Source organism: Variovorax sp. H27-G14 (assembly GCF_046156345.1).
Taxonomy (GTDB): Bacteria; Pseudomonadota; Gammaproteobacteria; order Burkholderiales; family Burkholderiaceae_C; genus Variovorax.
In genome coordinates this window covers 223,056-240,934 of record NZ_JAYLVN010000003.1, presented here as the reverse complement: position 1 = coordinate 240,934, position 17,879 = coordinate 223,056, and the positions used below count along the sequence as shown (strand labels likewise).

At 66.5% G+C, this 17,879-nt stretch carries 17 protein-coding genes; 2 read left to right on the top strand and 15 right to left on the bottom strand.

Going from position 1 to position 17,879, the window contains the following annotated elements:
* Window positions 1-52: 52 nt before the first annotated feature.
* The 11 genes from bamB to VLK31_RS10025 form a co-directional block, all read right to left on the bottom strand.
* The gene (gene bamB, locus VLK31_RS10075; protein WP_409168256.1) at window positions 53-1,195 is read right to left on the bottom strand and encodes an outer membrane protein assembly factor BamB; all 1,143 of its coding nucleotides are present in this window, start codon (window positions 1,193-1,195) and stop codon (window positions 53-55) included.
* 7 nt (window positions 1,196-1,202) lie between these two features.
* Complete coding sequence (locus VLK31_RS10070) at window positions 1,203-1,895, bottom strand: YfgM family protein (protein WP_409168255.1); 693 nt, start codon at window positions 1,893-1,895, stop codon at window positions 1,203-1,205.
* Window positions 1,896-1,901: 6 nt separating this feature from the next.
* Window positions 1,902-3,212 (bottom strand): histidine--tRNA ligase, encoded by a 1,311-nt coding sequence (hisS, locus tag VLK31_RS10065; protein WP_409168254.1) that lies wholly within the window; start codon window positions 3,210-3,212, stop codon window positions 1,902-1,904.
* Window positions 3,213-3,228: 16 nt separating this feature from the next.
* Window positions 3,229-4,509: a flavodoxin-dependent (E)-4-hydroxy-3-methylbut-2-enyl-diphosphate synthase gene (gene ispG, locus VLK31_RS10060; RefSeq protein WP_409168253.1), complete on the bottom strand. Its 1,281-nt coding sequence runs from the start codon at window positions 4,507-4,509 to the stop codon at window positions 3,229-3,231.
* The gene (locus VLK31_RS10055) at window positions 4,509-5,444 is read right to left on the bottom strand and encodes a helix-turn-helix domain-containing protein (RefSeq protein ID WP_409168252.1); all 936 of its coding nucleotides are present in this window, start codon (window positions 5,442-5,444) and stop codon (window positions 4,509-4,511) included. Before VLK31_RS10055 ends, ispG begins: the two co-directional genes overlap by 1 nt.
* Window positions 5,437-6,291 carry a type IV pilus biogenesis/stability protein PilW gene (gene pilW / locus VLK31_RS10050; RefSeq protein ID WP_409168251.1) on the bottom strand — a complete coding sequence of 285 codons (855 nt, stop codon included), beginning with the start codon at window positions 6,289-6,291 and terminating at the stop codon, window positions 5,437-5,439. Before pilW ends, VLK31_RS10055 begins: the two co-directional genes overlap by 8 nt.
* A 4-nt stretch (window positions 6,292-6,295) precedes the next feature.
* A complete protein-coding gene (gene rlmN / locus VLK31_RS10045; protein ID WP_409168250.1) occupies window positions 6,296-7,444 on the bottom strand; it encodes a 23S rRNA (adenine(2503)-C(2))-methyltransferase RlmN in 1,149 nt (382 codons plus the stop codon).
* 21 nt (window positions 7,445-7,465) lie between these two features.
* Window positions 7,466-7,891 (bottom strand): nucleoside-diphosphate kinase, encoded by a 426-nt coding sequence (gene ndk, locus VLK31_RS10040; RefSeq protein WP_409168249.1) that lies wholly within the window; start codon window positions 7,889-7,891, stop codon window positions 7,466-7,468.
* 153 nt (window positions 7,892-8,044) lie between these two features.
* Window positions 8,045-9,991, bottom strand: coding sequence for a pseudouridine synthase (locus VLK31_RS10035; protein ID WP_409168248.1), 1,947 nt, complete (start codon window positions 9,989-9,991; stop codon window positions 8,045-8,047).
* Entirely contained in the window at window positions 9,988-10,818 is an 831-nt protein-coding gene (gene scpB, locus VLK31_RS10030; RefSeq protein WP_409168247.1) for an SMC-Scp complex subunit ScpB, read from the bottom strand. Before scpB ends, VLK31_RS10035 begins: the two co-directional genes overlap by 4 nt.
* Window positions 10,819-10,949: 131 nt before the next feature.
* Entirely contained in the window at window positions 10,950-11,972 is a 1,023-nt protein-coding gene (locus tag VLK31_RS10025) for an RluA family pseudouridine synthase (protein WP_409168720.1), read from the bottom strand.
* Window positions 11,973-12,007: 35 nt separating this feature from the next.
* Between VLK31_RS10025 and VLK31_RS10020 the strand changes: the two genes are divergently transcribed.
* Window positions 12,008-12,814: an outer membrane protein assembly factor BamD gene (locus tag VLK31_RS10020; RefSeq protein ID WP_409168246.1), complete on the top strand. Its 807-nt coding sequence runs from the start codon at window positions 12,008-12,010 to the stop codon at window positions 12,812-12,814.
* A gap of 42 nt (window positions 12,815-12,856) precedes the next feature.
* On the opposite strand, the gene VLK31_RS10015 is transcribed toward VLK31_RS10020, so the two are convergent.
* Both VLK31_RS10015 and VLK31_RS10010 read right to left on the bottom strand, forming a co-directional pair.
* Window positions 12,857-14,959, bottom strand: coding sequence for an ATP-dependent DNA helicase (locus tag VLK31_RS10015; RefSeq protein WP_409168245.1), 2,103 nt, complete (start codon window positions 14,957-14,959; stop codon window positions 12,857-12,859).
* Window positions 14,956-15,159 carry a YdcH family protein gene (locus VLK31_RS10010; RefSeq protein ID WP_409168244.1) on the bottom strand — a complete coding sequence of 68 codons (204 nt, stop codon included), beginning with the start codon at window positions 15,157-15,159 and terminating at the stop codon, window positions 14,956-14,958. The genes VLK31_RS10015 and VLK31_RS10010 overlap by 4 nt, the downstream gene beginning before the upstream one ends.
* 107 nt (window positions 15,160-15,266) lie before the next feature.
* Here VLK31_RS10010 and VLK31_RS10005 point away from each other — a divergent pair, with 107 nt between their 5' ends.
* A complete protein-coding gene (locus tag VLK31_RS10005) occupies window positions 15,267-16,037 on the top strand; it encodes a PP2C family protein-serine/threonine phosphatase (protein ID WP_409168243.1) in 771 nt (256 codons plus the stop codon).
* A 61-nt stretch (window positions 16,038-16,098) separates the two neighbouring features.
* On the opposite strand, the gene VLK31_RS10000 is transcribed toward VLK31_RS10005, so the two are convergent.
* Window positions 16,099-16,773 carry a hypothetical protein gene (locus tag VLK31_RS10000; protein WP_409168242.1) on the bottom strand — a complete coding sequence of 225 codons (675 nt, stop codon included), beginning with the start codon at window positions 16,771-16,773 and terminating at the stop codon, window positions 16,099-16,101.
* On the bottom strand, window positions 16,770-17,870 hold the full coding sequence (gene zapE / locus VLK31_RS09995) for a cell division protein ZapE (RefSeq protein WP_409168241.1): 1,101 nt from the start codon (window positions 17,868-17,870) through the stop codon (window positions 16,770-16,772). The genes VLK31_RS10000 and zapE overlap by 4 nt, the downstream gene beginning before the upstream one ends.
* Window positions 17,871-17,879 lie beyond the last annotated feature (9 nt).

Sequence of the window (17,879 nt, the reverse complement as noted above, 5' to 3'; positions counted from 1 at the left end):
CCGGCCTTTCGATGGCACGGAATTCATGGTCGGGCCTTGCAAGAAGTTCAAGTTATTCAGGGCGATAGCCAAACACGCCACCCTTCGCAGTCACGACCACGACCGTGTTGCCGGCCAGGACCGGCGTGACGGTGATGGCCGAGCCATCGGGCGTGACACGGTTGAGCAGCGCACCGTCTTCGCGCGACACGAAGTGCAGCGTGCCGGTGCTTTCACCAATGATGAGCGAGCGGCCCACAGCCAGTGGCGCGGTCAGCTCACGGTTCTTCAGTCGGGACATTTGCCAGGCGCGCTCGCCATCGGCACGACGCCACGCCACGATGTTGCCGTCGGATTCGGTGCCGTAGACGAAGCGGTCGTCGCCGCTCACGCCGTCGGCGCCCGAAGCAGGCTTGCTCCAGACGAGCGAACCGCGCACGGTTTCGACGCAGCCCACGCTGGCGTAGTACGCCCGTGCGCAAATCGTGTCGCCGTAACGGCTCACGCTGCCGGTCAGGTCGACCAGGCGTTCCACGTCGTTGGTGCCGCGCGGCGCCGCAATGGGCGATTCCCAGCGCGAGGTGCCATTGGCCGGGTTGATGCCCACCAGGCGCCCGCCAATGCCGGCGACCAGCGTGTCGCCCACGGCGATCAGCACGCCCGACTTGCGCAGCACCAGGTTTTCACCGGTGCGCTGCTGCAGCCAAAGGCGACGCCCGCTCTGGCCGTCCCAAGCGCTCAGGCTGCGGTCGGCGGTCTGCACGAACACACGTCGGCCTGCCACCAGCGGTGCGGTGAAGGCCTGGGCCGTCAGCTTCTGCTTCCACAGGACCTTGCCGTTTTCAATGGCGACCAGTTCGTTGTTGGTGGTAACGACAGCGGCCATGTTGCCGTCGCTGCCGACACCGGCTGCCAGCGGCGCGCCAACATTGGCGCGCCAGGTCTCGCGGCCAGCGCGGGCGTCGATGGCAACCACCGTACCGTCGCTGCCAGCCACGGTCACGGTGTCGCCGCTGATGTCGGTGGTCAAGGGGAACTTGACCTCGGGAATCCGCACGGTCCAGGCCTGGCGCACGCCGACCAGGGCTGGGTTGGCGGGGAGTTCTTCCGGCTTGGGCTTGCCACTGCCCGAACAGGCAGCGAGCATGGCCACCAAAACAAGAGCTGATCCCGCACGCAAGGCGGTCGATTCAGGCATGAGACGCTTGAAATTCATGATGCGGTCAGGGAGTTTTGGGGGCTGCGGGTGTGACGGTGACGACGGGCGCCAGGCTCTTCGGATCCACGCCGACGGCGTTGAGCTTGATCTCGATCAGGCGGCGGTAGTCGGAGGTTGCGCCAAGGCCGGTCCACGCCTTGCGGTATTCGGCTTGCGCTTCGGCGCGCTTGCCCTGGGCCAGGAAGATGTCGCCCTTGCGGTCGGCCACCAGCGGTTCGAATTCCTTGGGCACGGTGCCGTCGAGTTGCTTGAGCGCATCGTCGTACGACTTGGTGTCGAGCAACTCGGCCGCGAGCCGCAGCTTGGCGATGGCCTGGTAGCCGGGGTCGATGGCGCTTTGCGCCACCCACGTGAGCGCGGCGCGCGAGCCTTCGGTGTTGCCCTTCTCGTACAGCGTCTTGGCGACCAGCAGGCCGGCCTGCTGCGCGTAGGCCGTAGAGGCAAAGCGCTCCTTCATGTCGCCCAGCACGCGCTGAATGCGCTCGACGTCGCCGGACTGCGTGCTGCGTTCGACCTCGTCGTAAAGCGCGGCGGCCTGCGTTGCCTTGCTGCGCTGGTAGTACTGCCAGCCGTTCCAGGCCACGAAGGCGCCAGCGGCAAGCAGCACGACCCAGGTGATCAGGGTGCCGTAGGTATTCCAGAAATGCTTGAGCTGGTCGAGCTGTTCTTGTTCTTCGAGATCGAGATGGGTTGCCATGCGCTGTCAGGTGTTGGGAGCCGGCGATTGTAGGGTGACGGCCCAGGCGGCCACTTCTGCGAGGGGCCGTGCGGTCTGCGGGACACTGGCGTCGCGCAGGGCTTTGAGAGTCACTTCCCCGCGCGCAAGTTCATCCGCGCCGAAGATCAGTGCGAAGGTGGCGCCGCTGGCGTCAGCCTTCTTCATCTGCGACTTGAAGCTTGCGAGGCCTTCGGCGGTGGCCGCGTGCATCTGCACGCGCACGCCCGCTTCGCGCAGTTGCTGCAGGGTGCGCAGCACGAGCGGCATCGACGATGCATCGGGCACGATGGCATAGGCATCGGCCACCGGTGACGGCACGTCGGCGCCCTGCTCCTTGAGCAGGTCGAGCACGCGTTCCACGCCCATGGCCCAGCCCACGGCCGGCGCGGGCTTGCCGCCGATCTGCGCAATGAGGTCGTCGTAGCGTCCGCCCGCGCACACGGTGCCCTGCGCGCCCAGGCGGTCGGTGACGAACTCGAACACCGTGAGGTTGTAGTAGTCGAGCCCGCGCACCAGGCGCGGATTGATCGTGAACGCAATGTCGTTGGCCTTGAGGATGGCCTGCAGTCCCTCGAAGTGCGCGAGCGATTCGGCACCGAGAAAGTCGATGAGCTTCGGCGCCGACTCGACCACCGCCTTCATCGCCGGATTCTTCGTGTCCAGAATGCGCAGCGGGTTGCTGTGCAGGCGGCGCTTTCCGTCTTCGTCGAGCTTGTCGGCGTGCTGCTCGAAGTGGGCGATGAGCTGGGCGCGGTGCAGCGCGCGCTCGGCGGGCTGGCCCAGGCTGTTGAGCTCCAGGCGCACGTCGGTCAGGCCGATGGTCTTCCAGAGTGCGCTGGCCAACAGGATCAGTTCGGCGTCGACATCCGGACCGGCAAAGCCCAGTGCCTCGGCGCCGATCTGGTGGAACTGGCGATAGCGTCCACGCTGAGGCTTCTCGCGGCGGAACATCGGGCCGGTGTACCAAAGGCGCTTGGGGCCGTCGTAGAGCATGTTGTGCTCGATCACGGCGCGCACCAAGCCGGCGGTGTTCTCGGGCCGCATTGCCAGGTGCTCGGACTGGCCGTGTTTGTCGGAGCGGTCTTCGAAGGCGTACATCTCCTTCTCGACGATGTCGGTCACTTCGCCGATGCCGCGCACGAACAACGCCGTGTGCTCCAGGATGGGCGTGCGCACGTTGCGGTACGCAAAGCGCCCCATCAGGTCGCGCACGGTGGCCTCTAGCCACTCCCAGCGCGCCGATTCGGGCGGCAATATGTCGTTCATGCCTTTGACGGCATTCAATTTTTCAGCCATGGATCCTGCGGAGGTGTCAGGCAGCGACAGCGTGTTCGCCGCCGAAGCGCTTTTCGATGTAGGTTTCGACGAGTTGATGGAACTCGTTGGCGATATTGTCGCCGCGCAGCGTGAGGGCCTTTTCACCGTCGATGAAGACCGGCGCGGCAGGCGCCTCGCCGGTGCCGGGCAGGCTGATGCCGATGTCGGCGTGCTTGCTTTCGCCCGGGCCGTTGACGATGCAGCCCATGACGGCCACTTTCATCGTCTCGACGCCGGGGTACTTGGTGCGCCAGACCGGCATCTGCTGGCGCAGGTAGTCGTCGATCTGCTTGGCCAGTTCCTGGAAGGTCGTGCTGGTGGTGCGCCCGCACCCCGGACATGCGGTGACGCTGGGCACGAACACGCGCAGGCCCAGGGCCTGCAGAATTTCGTTGGCGATGAGCACTTCCTGCGTGCGCGACTCGCCCGGCTGCGGCGTGAGCGACACGCGAATGGTGTCGCCGATGCCTTCCTGCAGCAGGATCGACAGCGCCGTGGCTGAAGCCACCGTGCCCTTGGTGCCCATGCCGGCTTCGGTCAGGCCCAGGTGCAACGGATAGTCGCAGCGCCTGGCCAGTTCGCGGTAGACCGAGATCAGGTCCTGCACGCCGCTCACCTTGCACGACAGGATGACCTGGTTGCCGTTCATGCCCATCGATTCGGCCAGCTTGGCGGATTCGATGGCCGAGGTGATGAGCGCTTCGTACATCACCTGCTTGGCGTCCCACGGTTGGGCTCGCTGGCTGTTGATGTCCATCAGGCTGGCGAGCAGTTCCTGGTCGAGGCTGCCCCAGTTCACGCCGATGCGCACCGGCTTGTTCCAGCGCATGGCCGCGTCGATCATCTGGCCGAACTGCTTGTCCTTCTTGTCGCCCTTGCCCACGTTGCCGGGGTTGATGCGGTACTTGCTCAGCGCCTCGGCGCAGGCCGGATAGTCGGTCAGCAGACGGTGGCCGTTGTAGTGGAAGTCGCCGATCAGCGGCACGTCGATGCCCATGCGGTCGAGCTGCTCGCGGATGTACGGCACCTGTGCCGCGGCCTCCGGCGTGTTGACGGTGATGCGGACCATTTCCGAGCCGGCAATGGCCAGCTCCTTCACCTGAATCGCCGTGCCGATGGCATCGACGGTGTCGGTGTTGGTCATGGACTGCACGCGCACGGGCGCGTCGCCGCCCACCGTGACCACGCGCGGGCCCCAGGCCACGCTGGCCTGGCGCGAGCGGCGCGCCTTGGGCGCGGCCGCTTCAATGGGCAGGGGAAGGCTGTTGTTCGTCATCACTTCACCTCGAAACGCGCCACGCCACCGTTCTTGGTGACAGGCTTCAAGTCGTAGGGCTGGCCGCGCACCTGCACATCGACGCTGGAGGCGCGGCCGATCACGACAGACAGCGGCAACGTACCTGACAGGCCGAGCGTTTCGCCGGCCTTCAGGCTGCGTCGCAGCAACTGCTTGCCGCCGGCTTCGGTCACGGTCACCCAGCACTCTTCACGTGCCACGAGAACAAGTTGCTGGCTGCTTTCCGCAGGCGCCACAGGCGCGGACGCCACGGCGGCAGGTGCCATGGCAACGGGTGCATTGGCAGCCGAAGGCACCTGCCCCGCAGGCCCGCTGGGCGCCACCGCCTGCACGGGAGCGGTGTCGCCCGCCACGCCGCTGGCGCCCGAAGGCGCGTCGCTGGCCGTGCCTGCATCAGCACTGCCATGCGACGTGAAACGCGACACCGACGCACCGATCTGGTCGAAGACCGACTGGGGCATCCAGAACAGCGCGCCCGCGCCGATGAGCAGCAGCAGCACGACGGCCAGCAGCGCGCGCGACGGCAGGCCGCTCGAACGGCTGCTGCTGCCGCTCCAGCGCGGCAGGCCCGAGGAAATGTTGGTCTTGAGCGTGCGGTCGGACTCGGCGAGCGACACCCTCTGCGTGGACGGCAGCTTTGCAAGCACCGGCGCGGGGTCGATGCGCAAGGCGCGGCACACGCTGCTGGCCAGGGCACGTGCAAAGACCGGGTCGGGCAGCGAGGCGATGTCGTTGGCCTCGAGCGCCAGCAGTTTCTGCGGTGGCACCTTCAGCGCGGCCGCCACCATCTCGATGTGCAGGCCATGGGCCTCGCGCGCCTCGCGCAGCATGTCGCCGGCGGTCTTGTGCGTGATGTCGCCTTCTTCGAGCGTCTGTGCCACGGAAGTGCCGAACTCCGAAACCCGATCAGTCATTGAGATTCCCGCGCTCGTACGCCATTGCCTCCCGCGACTGAGGGAAGCGTCGTTGCAATTGACCGCCCAACTGCGAGGCGGCTTCGCGGTTGTTGAGCTTTCGTTCGATTCGCACGCCGAGTGCAAGCGTTTCGGCGCTGGCCGACGCGCTGTTGTTGACCCGGCGAATGTAGAACTGCGCGCGCGACCATTCTTCGCGCTGCGCGAGCACCGAGGCCAGGTTGAAACCAACCACCGGGTTGCCGGCGTCGATTTCGTAAGCCTGCATGAGGCTGCGCTCGGCCTGCTCGCGCTGGCCCGCCTTGAGTTCGCACACGCCGCGCGTCATCAGGGTCTTGGCACGGTCGGCATAAGCGGGCACCGCCAGGGCTTCGGTGAACTGCGCGGCGGCATCGCCGTAGCGGTTCTGCTGGCACAGCAGCCAGCCGTAGTTGTGGCGCGCATTCGCGTCGCGCGGGCTGATGGCAATGGCGCGGCGGAAGCTGTCCTCGGCCAGGGCGGCGTCGTCCAGGCGCATGTACACCAGGCCGCGCAGGTTGTAGGCGTCCGCGTTGTTCGGGTCTGCAACCAATGCTTGCTTGATTTCGTCGAGTGCCACGGTGTTCTGGCCCTGCTCGAAATAACCCGAGGCCAGCTCCATGCGCAGACGCGAGCGACGCTGGCGCGAGCTTTCGTCCGACTCTGTCACGATCTCGGTGCCCCGACTCGAACTGCTGTCGGCAAGGCTGGTGGTAGTGGTCCGCGTGTTCACGCAGCCCGAGAGCAGAAATGCCACGGCGACGCCGGCAAAGCTCGCGGCAAACAGCCGCGGCGAGCTCACGGTCGTCATCGGAAGGGCCATGCTCATGGGTTCAGTGCTCCTGGGGGGTGGTCTTGCGAACCGGATGCAAAACGATGGTGCGCTCGGACGCGCGGCGCTGGGCCATGCGTTCGGCCGCGCGGGTGCGGTCCTTGACGTCGCCGGCCAGCTGGCCGCAGGCGGCGTCGATGTCGTCGCCACGCGTCTTGCGCACCGTGGTCACGAGCCCGGCTTCGCTCAGCGTCTTGGCAAAAGCCAGCACGCGCGGCTGCGGCGAGCGCAGCAGGCCGGAGGCCGGGAACGGATTGAACGGAATCAGGTTGAACTTGCACGACACGTCATGCGTGCGCACGAGCTCGATCAACTGGCGCGCATGCTCGGGCTGGTCGTTCACGCCGTCGAGCATGCAGTACTCGAAGGTGATGAAGTCGCGCGGCGCGTGCGCCAGATAGCGCTTGCAGGCCTCGAGCAGTTCGGCAATGGGGTACTTGCGGTTGAGCGGCACGAGGTCGTCGCGCAGCGCGTCGTTGGGCGCATGCAGCGACACCGCCATGGCCACGGCGCAATCGGTGCCCAGGCGATCGATCATCGGCACCACGCCGGAGGTCGACACCGTGACCCGACGCCGCGACAGCCCGTAGCCGTTGTCGTCGAGCATGGTGCGCAGCGCGGGCACCAGCGCCGAATAGTTCTGCAGCGGCTCGCCCATGCCCATCATCACCACGTTGGAGATGACGCGATCGTTGCGCTTGAGGTGCGTGCGAAGGAAATGCTCGGCAAACCACAGTTGAGCGACGATTTCGCCCGTGCTGAGGTTGCGGCTGAAGCCCTGATGCCCAGTCGAGCAAAAGCGGCAACCGACCGCACAGCCGGCTTGGGACGACACGCACAGCGTGCCGCGGTCGCCCTCGGGAATGAATACGGCTTCGACGGCATTGCCGTCACCGACGTCGAACAGCCACTTGATCGTGCCGTCCTTGGATTCGTGCTGCGTGACGACCGGCAAGGCCTCCACGCGCGCGGTGGTCGCGAGCTTTTCGCGCAGCGACTTCGCCAGATCGGTCATCTGGGTGAAATCGCTCGCGCCACGCTGGTGGATCCAGCGGAACAACTGCGTGGCGCGAAATTTTTTCTCGCCGAGTTTTTCGCAGAACGCAGCCAACCCCTCGAGATCGAATTCGAGCAGATTGACTGTGGTCATGGAATCGGTCGAGCTACCGGTTCAGCGTGCGTAGACGTTGAGGCCGGCGAAGAAGAAAGCGATTTCATTCGCTGCGGTTTCCGGAGCGTCCGAACCGTGCACGGCGTTGGCGTCGATGCTGTCGGCGAAGTCGGCGCGGATGGTGCCGGCGTCTGCCTTCTTGGGATCGGTGGCGCCCATCAGGTCGCGGTTCTTGGCGATGGCGTTGTCGCCTTCGAGGGCTTGCACGAACACCGGGCCCGAAATCATGAATTCGACCAGGTCCTTGAAGAAGGGACGTGCGCTGTGCACGGCGTAGAACTGTTCGGCTTCGTTGCGCGACAGGTGCACCAGCTTGGCGGCGACGACCTTGAGGCCGGCGGCTTCAAAGCGGGAAACGATCTTGCCGATGACGTTCTTTGCAACGGCGTCGGGCTTGATGATGGAGAGGGTACGTTCGATAGCCATTGAAATGCTTCCTGGAGCTTTGATTTTGAAGTGTTTTGTCACAACTGCAACACAATGCGTGCGTCACCTGTCGACAAAGCCTCTGATTTTAACCGGCGCGGCCTTGCGGAATGGTGAAAACCCCGCGAAAGGCCGCGCTGTGGCGGCAGGCTTTCAGCGTCCGCGGCGGCGTCCGCCGCCCTGCCCTGCGGGCCCGCCGTAGCCACCACCACCGCCGCCGCCACTGCGACGGCCGCCAGGGCCGGTGCGCTGCTCCTTGCGCTGGCGCGAGAAGCTGTCGGCACCGATGTAGCCCAACGAGGTCTTCATCGGATCGGGCTGGTTGGCACCGCTGGGCTGACGGTCGTCACCACCCTGGCGATTGCCACCACCACCCTGGCGATTGCCACCACCGCCCTGGCGATTGCCGGCGTTGCCGCCGTTGCCGTTTCCGCCGTTGCCACCACCACCTGCGCGGCGCGCCTGTCCTTGCGGGGGACCGCCGTTGCCGGGGCCGCGGTTGTTGCGCGCACCACGGTCACCACGCGGGGGACGGGCCTCACCCAGCGGGCTGGGGATCGGGGCCTCGCGGCCGCCGTCATTGCGCATGTCGCGCGGCTGGCCTTCGCCCGCTCCGCCGCCGTTGCGATTGCCACGGCGCTTCTTGTTGCGGCCGTTGCGGCCATTTCCGCCATTTCCGCCATTACCGCCGTTACCGCCGCCGTCCTGGCCAGGGCCCCGCGCTTGCTGCGGGCTCGAACGCTCCGCCGCGCCGCCGGACGCCTGAAACAGCGCACGAATGTCGCGCTCGTCGAGCTCCATCCAGGCGCCGCGCTTCAGCCCGCGCGGCAGCACCATCGCGCCATAGCGGATGCGGATCAGCCGACTGACCGCATGGCCCACCGACTCGAGCAGCCGGCGCACTTCGCGGTTGCGGCCTTCGGAGATGGTCACGCGGTACCAGCAGTTGGCGCCTTCGCCGCCACCGTCCTCGATGGTGCCGAACTGCGCCATGCCGTCGTCCAGGCGCACGCCTTCGAGCAGCTTCTTCTTCTCTTCGCTGGTAAGCGCGCCCAGCACGCGCACCGCGTACTCGCGCTCCAGGCCGAAGCGCGGGTGCATGAGCTGGTTGGCCAGGTCGCCGGAGCTGCTGAACAGCAGCAGGCCTTCGGTGTTCAGGTCAAGGCGGCCGACCGACTGCCACTTGCCCTGTTGCAGGCGCGGCAACTTGCGAAAGACCGTGGGGCGGTTCTGCGGGTCGTCGTGGGTCACCACTTCGCCCACCGGCTTGTGGTACGCAATAACGCGCGGCGGCGGGGGCGCGATACGGAAGCGAATGGGCTTGCCGTTGATCTTGACCTGGTCGCCGAACTGGATGCGCTGGCCAATGTGGGCCGGCTCGTTGTTGACGGAAATGCGGCCCTGAAGAATCAGCTGCTCCATTTCGAGCCGCGAGCCCAGGCCCGCCTGCGCCAGCACCTTGTGCAGCTTGGGCGAATCGGCTTCGGGCAGCAGCACGCGCTTGAGCGGCGGCACTTCCGGGCTTTCCTCGTCGGCATCGAACTGGCCGGAAATGACGTCGGCGAAGCGGATCGGCTCGGGCGGCAGCGCATGGCGCTGTTCGCGCTCGGCGGCACGGCGGGCGCGGTCGAGGTCGTCCTCTTCCTCGTCGGGCTCTTCTTCCTCGTCCTCGTCGTCCTGATCGCCTTGGTTGTCGCGGTCCGTCTGCTCGGGCTGTTGTTGCTGCCGGGCTTGAGGGGCGGGCGATGGGACGACCTCTTCAGCCTCTTTCACTGGAACTGCAGCGACAGGCACGGCCACCTGGGCCACCTCGGCCGCATCAGCCACAACGGGCTCGACCACTTCAGGCGTTTCAGCTGCCACAGGTGCATCGGACGTCACGGACGCTTCGTCGGCCACTGGCTTCTTCTTGCGTGGCGCGCGCGGCTTCTTCGGCGCTTCGGCCTCGACGGGCGCAACGGCCTCAAGCGTCACGGCCTCCGGCGCTACAGCTTCAACAGCATCACCTGCCGCCTTCTTGGGCGCGGTCGCACGTTTTTTCTTTTTGACTTCGGGTTCGGCAGGCAGCATAGCCGCGTCTTCGGTGTCGTTTGTGCTCATGAGGTTTTTCCGGAGGAAGGAGCGTAAGGGTCGGCCTCGTCCAGGGACGGGGCATCGGGTTCGGGGGCCGGGGGCGCGGCATGAGCGGACACGGGCGTCGGCTCGGTAGGGAATTCAGGCTCTGCCGCGGCTTGCGCCACAGGCGAGTCTTGCAGCGTGTCGACGGGGGCGGCGGCCTGCACCAGCACTGACTCGACCGCTTCAGCGGTTGCCACCGCCTCCACAGCGTCGGCCACCTCCGGCGCGGCATCGATCGGCAGGCCCTGCTGCTCGCCTGAGGCCCGCTCCAGAGCGTCGACCAGCGCGGCCTGCTGCGCAGGCGTTTCGATCAGCGGCAACTGGTCGAGCGAGGCAAGGCCCAGGTCGTCCAGGAACTGGCGCGTGGTGGCGAACAGCGCCGGCCGGCCGACGGTTTCGCGGTGGCCGATCACCTCGACCCAGCCGCGGTCTTCGAGTTGCTTGATGATCAACGAGTTGATCGTCACGCCGCGAATGTCTTCCATGTCGCCACGCGTGGCCGGCTGACGGTAGGCAATGATGGCCAGCGTCTCGAGGGCGGCGCGCGTGTAGCGGGGCGGCTTTTCGGGGTGCAGGCGGTCAAGGTGGTCGCGCATCTCCGGGCGGCTCTGAAAGCGCCAGCCGCTGCCCACGCTCACAAGCTCCAGGCCGCGCTGCGCCCAGTCTTCCTGCAGTTCAAGCAACAGCACCTTGATGGTGTCCACACCCAACTCGTCGTCGAACAGCACGCGCATATCGCGCACCGGCAACGGCTGGCTCGAACAGATCAAGGCGGTTTCGAGAATGCGCTTGGCATCCGCCGTATTCATGGTTCGCGTTATCCGGGAAAAAGGCGTCTCGGGGGACGCTTGTTCAGAAGGATGAAAGGAGTAGGCGTTGCAGGCACTTGGCAAATGCAACGCAAGGCCGGCCTTGGGTGGCCGGCGCGGCACTCGGGCCGTCAGGCGCGATTGTAATCCAGCCCCCAGGCTTGCAAAGCCTGGGCCAGGTCGGGCGGCGGCGGCGAGCGAAACTCCATTGGCGCCTGCGTGACGGGGTGCACGAAGGCCAGCCGGAACGCATGCAACGCCTGGCGGGTCAAGCCCACGGCCGGCGCGCCACCATAAAGCGCGTCGCCCACCAGCGGATGGCCGATGGACGCCATGTGCACGCGAATCTGATGGGTGCGGCCGGTTTCGAGCGTGCAGCGCACCGCGCAGCCCTCGGAATGGCTGTCGAGCCGCTCGACGAGCGTGCGCGCGGTCTTTCCCGAATTGCGCTCCAGATCGACCACCGCCATGCGCAGCCGGTTGCGCGGGTCGCGTCCGATGGGCGCGTCTACCTGCCTGGCAGCGCTTCCTTCCCAAGGCTTGTGGCCCATTGCAAGGTATTGCCGCTTGACCTCGCGCGCTGCAATCAACGCCACCAGCGCGTCCATGGCGGCCCGGGTGCGAGCCACCATCATCAGCCCGCTGGTGTCGCGATCGAGCCGGTGCACGATACCGGCGCGCGGCAGCAGCACGGCCTTCGGATCGAGTGCCAGCAGGCCATTGAGCAGCGTGCCGCTCCAATGGCCCGGCGCCGGGTGCACCACCAGCCCGGCGGGTTTGTCGATGATGCGCAGGTGCTCGTCCTCGTGCACGGTGACGATGTCCATCGCCTCCGGCCGGAAGGCCTGACTCTGCGGCGTCGGGCGCAGCTCGATGCGCCCGGCCTGGCCCGCCTTCACCGCAGCCGACACTTTTTTGAGCGTGCGCCCCTGCAATTCGACCGCACCGGCCTCGATCAACTGCTGCAGATAGCTGCGCGAAAACTCTGGCACCAGAGCGGCCAGCGCGCGGTCGAGCCGTTGGCCATGCTGGGCCGCGTCGATGACGAAGGGGCGCAGTTCGCTGGGCTCGATGGGGTCGGCGCCCTCCTCGAGTTCGCTCGCCTCGGTGGCCTCAGGGGCTTCGAAGACAGGGCCCAGAGGGTCGGTCGATATAATTGAGGGTAACTGTTTCACGAAAGCCGTATGTGATGTTTCGCGCCAAATTATCGGTCCCCGCTTGGATCGCGCTCAGCGCGGCGGCTTTGCTAGCAGCTGGCTGCTCTTCTACCTCGGTCGACAAGACCGCGAACTGGAGCCCCAACCGCATCTACTCGGAAGCCAAGGACGAATCGGGTTCGGGCGCCTACGACAAGGCCGTGCCGCTCTACGAGAAGCTGGAAGGCCGCGCCGCCGGCACGCCGCTCGCGCAGCAGGCCCAGCTCGAAAAGGCCTACGCCCAATACAAGTCTGGCGAGAAGGCCGCGGCCATCTCCACCATCGACCGCTTCATGAAGTTGCACCCGGCGAGCCCCGCGCTCGACTACGCGCTGTACCTCAAGGGCGTGATCAACTTCAACGACGACCTCGGCATGTTCGCCTTCATGACGCGCCAGGACCTGTCCGAGCGCGACCAGAAGGCCGCCAAGGAATCGTTCGAGTCCTTCAAGGACCTCGTCACGCGCTTTCCGGACTCGCGCTACACGCCTGACGCCCGCCAGCGCATGAACTACATCGTGAACTCGCTCGCGCAGTACGAAGTTCATGTGGCGCGCTACTACTATTCGCGCGGTGCCTACCTGGCGGCCATCAACCGCTCGCAGATCGCACTGTCCGACTACCGCGAAGTGCCGGCGCTCGAGGAAGCCCTGTACATCATGGTGAAGTCGTACGACGCCCTCGGCATGAAGGACCTGCGCGACGACGCGCAACGCGTGCTGACCACCAACTACCCCAAGAGCGCCTACCTTGCCAACGGATTCAAGGGCAAGGACGACCCTTGGTGGAAGGTCTGGTAAGGCCGGCAACACAACAGCCAGCGCACGCGCGGCGCGCTCGGGTCAGGTCTTGAGCGCGTCCAGCGCGGCGTTGAAGTCCGCTTCGCTGTCCAGCCGCCGCATTGGCGGCAGCGCCGACAGCAACCGGCGGCCATAGCCCATGGCGACCAGGCGGGTGTCGCAGATTGCCAGCACGCCGCTGTCGGTTTCCCGGCGAATCAACCGCCCCGCCCCTTGCTTGAGCGCTACCGCCGCCTCGGGCAGCGAATAGTCCGCGAACGAACTGCGGCCTTGCGCCTCCAGCCGCTGCGAGCGCGCCTCGACCAGCGGATCGTTGGGCGGCGGGAACGGCAGCTTGTCGATCACCACCAGTTGCAGCGCATCGCCCGGTGCATCGAAGCCCTCCCAGAACGACGCCGACGCCACCAGCACGCAGCCTGCACGCCCGCCGCTCGCGCCTTCGCGAAAGCGGTCCATCAGCACGCGCTTGGGCAACTCGCCCTGCACCAGCACCTCGGGGCGCAACGCGGCATCCAGCAGCTCCAACTGCTGCTTCATGGCGTCGCCGATGGTGCGCAAGGCGCGCAGCGTGGTGGTCAGCACCAAGGTGCGCCCGCCGAGTTCCGTGGCGCCATGCGCGGCCAGTTCCGCCACCCGCTGGCTATGAGAAGGGTCGTTGGGCTTTGGAAAGGCACGCGGCACGTAGAGCGCCGCCTGCACCGCGTAGTCGAACGGGCTCTTCACGCGCAGCACTTGCGCGTCATGCAGGCCGCAGGGCTCGGTGAACCAGCGCAACGTGGGCTCGTCGCCCAGGGTGGCGGAGGTAAAGACCCAGGCGCGCCCGCCGTTCTGCTGCACCGGCGGCGCCTCGCCTGACTGGCGTTCGTCCGCTTGACGCTCTCCATAGGCGTCGAGATCGTCATCTTCGGCGGCGTCTTCAGCCGCATCGGACTGCGCATCAACGATCTTCAGCACCCGCTTGCGCATTGCGTCGGCGATGTCCAGCGGCGACTCCACCAGCCGCAGCTGCGTGCCCACATCAACCCAGCGCACCGAATCGACCGCGCACGGCAAGGCGAAGCGCGCGGTGCGCTTGGCGATCTGGCGGGCCCGCTCGTGCAGGCGCACGAAGTCGGGCGAAATTTCGCTGACGGTGGCCAGCCCTTCAGCGGCCTCTTCAAAGGAATGCTGCAGGTCGTCGAGCGCGCGTTGCCATGCCTCGGGATCGATGCCTTCCGGCGATGCGCCCAGCCAGCGCAGCTTGGCGCCCGGCCATTGCTTGCCGACCACCAGCCGCAACTCGCGCGCCGCGCGTTCGACGCCGGCCGCCAGTTGCTGCCAATCGACCAGCCCGCGCGCATGCTGCAGCCCGGCGCCAAGCATGTCGCGCGCAAAGTCGAGCGCTTGGCCGCTGCCCAGTTGAGCGCCAAGAAACTGTACCCCGGTTTCGTTGAGTTGGTGTGCCTCGTCGAACACCACCACGCTCACGGTCGGCAGGAGTTCCGCCATGCCGGTCTCGCGCACCGCCAGGTCGGCAAAGAACAGGTGGTGGTTGATGACGACGATGTCGGCCGCCAGCGCCTCGCGCCGCGCCAGGTTCACGTGGCAGAGCTTGAACTGCGGGCATTGCGCGCCCAGGCAGTTTTCGCGCGTGGAGGTGATCAGCGGAATGAGCGGCGAGCGTTCGTCCAGCCCCGGCAATTCAGCCAGATCGCCGGTGCGCGTGGCCTTGGACCATTGCTCGATCTTGGCCAGCGTGCGCAGGCTGCCGCGCTCGGGCAGCGACGCGTCGTGGCGGGCCATGTCGAGCCGGTGCAGGCACAGGTAGCTGCCGCGCCCCTTGAGCAGCGCCGTGCGCACCGGCAGCCCGAAAGCCTCGACCAAGCGAGGCAGGTCGCGCCCGTACAGCTGGTCTTGCAGCGTCTTGGTGGCGGTGGACAGCAGCACGCGCTCGCCACTCAGCAAGGCCGGCACGAGGTACGAGAAGGTCTTGCCCACGCCCGTGCCCGCCTCCACCACCAGCACCCCGCCCTCCTCGATGGTGCGGGCCACGGCCAGCGCCATTTCGGTCTGGCCCGAACGCTCTCGGAACTGCTCGGCGGCACGCGACAGCACGCCGCCTTGCGCGAAGGCGTCGCGCACCTGGTCTTCGAGCGCGCCGCTCACGCCGGCTCTTTCGGGTCGAGCACGTTCTCCAGCCGCGTGATCTGGTCACGCAGCGCGAGTCGGCGTTTTTTCAGGCGCCGCAACATCAGCTCGTCTTGCGGCGAGGTTTCGGACAACCGGTCGATGGAGGCGTCGAGATCGGCATGCTCGATGCGCAGCTCGATCAGTTGGCGGGAAAGGGAGTGAAGATTGGAGTCCAACGGTGGGGGGCGCTCACGGCGTTTTTGTGGCGCATGTTCATTCGATAATACGTCCTGACACGACCCCCAGTGACGACAGAAAAACGCGCTTCACGCGCATATGCCTCATGACTCAAGGCTTTCGACTTGCCGCGGCCACCGGACTCCACAAGGGAGACCGCCCGTACCAACAGGACCAGGTGATGGTCATGAGTCATCCCCGCGTACCGGGCTGCGTGCTTGGCGTGGTGGCCGACGGCATGGGCGGGCGCAGCGGCGGCCGCAAGGCCTCCGACCAGGTGCTGATGACGTCCCGCCAGCTCTTCACGCGCTACCAGCCCGGCCGCGACGACCCGCAGGCGGTGCTCAGGCAGATATTGGAAGACTCCCACACGGTCATCAAGCTCACCGCCGTGTCCAGCGAGCAGGAGCCGCACAGCACGCTGGCGGCCTTCCTCATGAACCCCAAGGGCGACTGCGCCTGGATCCATGCCGGCGATTCGCGCATCTACCACTACCGCGACGGGCAACTGGTCACGCGCACGCGCGACCATTCGTACGTGCAGGTGCTGATCGACCGAGGCCAGATCAGCGAGGCCGAGGCCAACATCCACCCGCAGGGCAACATCCTGCTCGGCTGCCTGGGCATGACGACCACGCCACCGCCCGTCGACCCTTACTACATCCCCAAGCTGGCACCCGGCGACCTGCTCATGGCATGCAGCGACGGCCTCTGGCATTACTTCAGCACGGAAGAAATGGCGAGCGTGCTGTATTCGCATCCGCCGCGCGATGCGGCGGAAATTCTGGTGGGCGAGGCGCGGCGCCGCGCCCGGGGCACGGGCGACAACATCTCGATCGCCGTGCTGAAGGTGGATGCGCTGCCGCCTGCTGTCTGACGCTGTCAGACCGGGTCAACCCTGGTGCGGTCAGCGCTTAGGTGACCCGGACCCGGCGCGCTCAGCGCGCGGGTGACGAGGCCGCGGCCTCTGGCGGGGGCGGTGGCAGCGGCGCGCCACGTGGCTTGCCGGGGTTGGCGTTGCGCCGCTCGCGGTCGGCCTTGTGCGCTTCTGCGCGCTTGAGCTTGTCTTCGTAGCGCTGGGCCAACCCTGGCGCTTCCGTCTTGCGCTGGGCGGCCCTGGCCTGCTCGTCGGCATGCGTCTTCTGCTTGGACTGAAACTCGCGTTCGCGCTCCGCAGCCTCACCGGCCGTGGACGCGCGGCTGTTGGCGTGGTCGGCCGCGCGCTGCTCGCGGTCCTTCTGGTTCTGGCTCGACTGCTGCTGCTTCTCGGGCGTGTCCTGCGTGCGTTGCTGGCCGGCCTTCTGGTCGAGTTTCTGCAGTTCGGCCGCGCCGCTGCGCTGGCGCTGGATGTCGTTGATTGCCGTTTCCTGGCGCTTGATGTTGTCGGCTTCCTTGCGGCGCCGCTCGCGGCTCTCGCGCAGGCAGTCTTCCACCGCGAACTTCTTGTAGCAAACCGCCCGCTCTTCGACAAAGCGTTTTTCGATGGCTTCGCGCTCGGTCGACAACCTGCGCTTCTCGACCTCGAGGTCGGCATTGCCCGCAGCCGCATTGGACTGCGCCCACAACGGCAGGCTGGCCAGGGTCAGGAGCAGGGCAAGGGCGAATTTTTTCATGTGAGTCGGGTGTCGACGATGCGGCGTTCCAGGGCAAGAAACTCGCTCGACTGCATTTCAGTGAGCCGGGAGACCGTGCGCGGAAACTCGTGCGCCAGCGGCCCCTCGGTGTACAACGCCTCGGGCGGAACCTCTGCCGACATGATGAGCTTGCAGCGCCGGTCGTACAACACGTCGATCAGCCAGGTGAAACGGCGTGCTTCGGAGGCCATGCGCACCGGCATGTGCGGCACGTCGGAAAGCAGCACCGTGTGGTACTGGCTCGCAATTTCCAGGTAATCATTCTGCGAGCGCGGGCCGCCGCACAACGTCTTGAAGTCGAACCAGACCACGCCGCCCGCCTTGCGCATTGCGCGAATCTCGCGCTGCTCGATGTGCAGGATCGGGTTTTCGTCGGCCGTCTCGGCCAGCTTGTCGAAGGCCTTGCGCATTTCCTTCTCGGCCGATGCGTCGTTCGGCGTGAGGTACATGCGAAGTTGCTCGAGCGTGCGGCGCCGGTAGTCGGTGCCGTTGTCCACGCTCAGCACCTCGAGCTTCTCGTTCAGGAGCGCGATGGCGGGCAGGATGCGGTCGCGGTGCAACCCACCCGGATACAGGTCGTCGGGCTTGAAGTTCGAGGTGGTGACGAAACCCACACCGTTCTCGAACAGCGATATCAGCAACCGATGAAGAATCATCGCGTCGGTGATGTCCGCCACATGGAACTCGTCGAAGCAGATGAGCTTGTAGCGCTTGGAAATGCGCAAGCCCAGCTCGTCGAGCGGATTGACCGTGCCCTGCAGCTCGCGCAGTTCGCGGTGCACTTCGCGCATGAACTCGTGAAAGTGCAGGCGCGTCTTGCGCCGCAGCGGCACGGCATTGAAGAAGAGGTCCATCAGGAAGCTCTTGCCCCGCCCGACGCCACCGTACATGTAGACGCCGCGCGGAAGCTCAGGCCGGTTGATGAACTTCTTCAGCGCGTTCGAACGCTGGGCCTTGTACTCGGCCCATTCGTTGGCGCAACGGTCCAGCGCCTCCACGGCATGCAGCTGCGCGGGATCGGCGTGGAACCCGCGCTTGGCGAGCTCCGCCTCATAGGCCTGTTTGACGCTGGTCAAGAGAAACGG

Coding starts and splice junctions, on each gene's coding strand:
- bamB (WP_409168256.1), bottom strand. CDS start 1,195: ATGAATTTCAAGCGTCTCATGCCTGAATCGACCGCCTTGCGTGCGGGA.
- VLK31_RS10070 (WP_409168255.1), bottom strand. CDS start 1,895: ATGGCAACCCATCTCGATCTCGAAGAACAAGAACAGCTCGACCAGCTC.
- hisS (WP_409168254.1), bottom strand. CDS start 3,212: ATGGCTGAAAAATTGAATGCCGTCAAAGGCATGAACGACATATTGCCG.
- ispG (WP_409168253.1), bottom strand. CDS start 4,509: ATGACGAACAACAGCCTTCCCCTGCCCATTGAAGCGGCCGCGCCCAAG.
- VLK31_RS10055 (WP_409168252.1), bottom strand. CDS start 5,444: ATGACTGATCGGGTTTCGGAGTTCGGCACTTCCGTGGCACAGACGCTC.
- pilW (WP_409168251.1), bottom strand. CDS start 6,291: ATGAGCATGGCCCTTCCGATGACGACCGTGAGCTCGCCGCGGCTGTTT.
- rlmN (WP_409168250.1), bottom strand. CDS start 7,444: ATGACCACAGTCAATCTGCTCGAATTCGATCTCGAGGGGTTGGCTGCG.
- ndk (WP_409168249.1), bottom strand. CDS start 7,891: ATGGCTATCGAACGTACCCTCTCCATCATCAAGCCCGACGCCGTTGCA.
- VLK31_RS10035 (WP_409168248.1), bottom strand. CDS start 9,991: ATGAGCACAAACGACACCGAAGACGCGGCTATGCTGCCTGCCGAACCC.
- scpB (WP_409168247.1), bottom strand. CDS start 10,818: ATGAATACGGCGGATGCCAAGCGCATTCTCGAAACCGCCTTGATCTGT.
- VLK31_RS10020 (WP_409168246.1), top strand. CDS start 12,008: ATGTTTCGCGCCAAATTATCGGTCCCCGCTTGGATCGCGCTCAGCGCG.
- VLK31_RS10005 (WP_409168243.1), top strand. CDS start 15,267: ATGACTCAAGGCTTTCGACTTGCCGCGGCCACCGGACTCCACAAGGGA.
- VLK31_RS10000 (WP_409168242.1), bottom strand. CDS start 16,773: ATGAAAAAATTCGCCCTTGCCCTGCTCCTGACCCTGGCCAGCCTGCCG.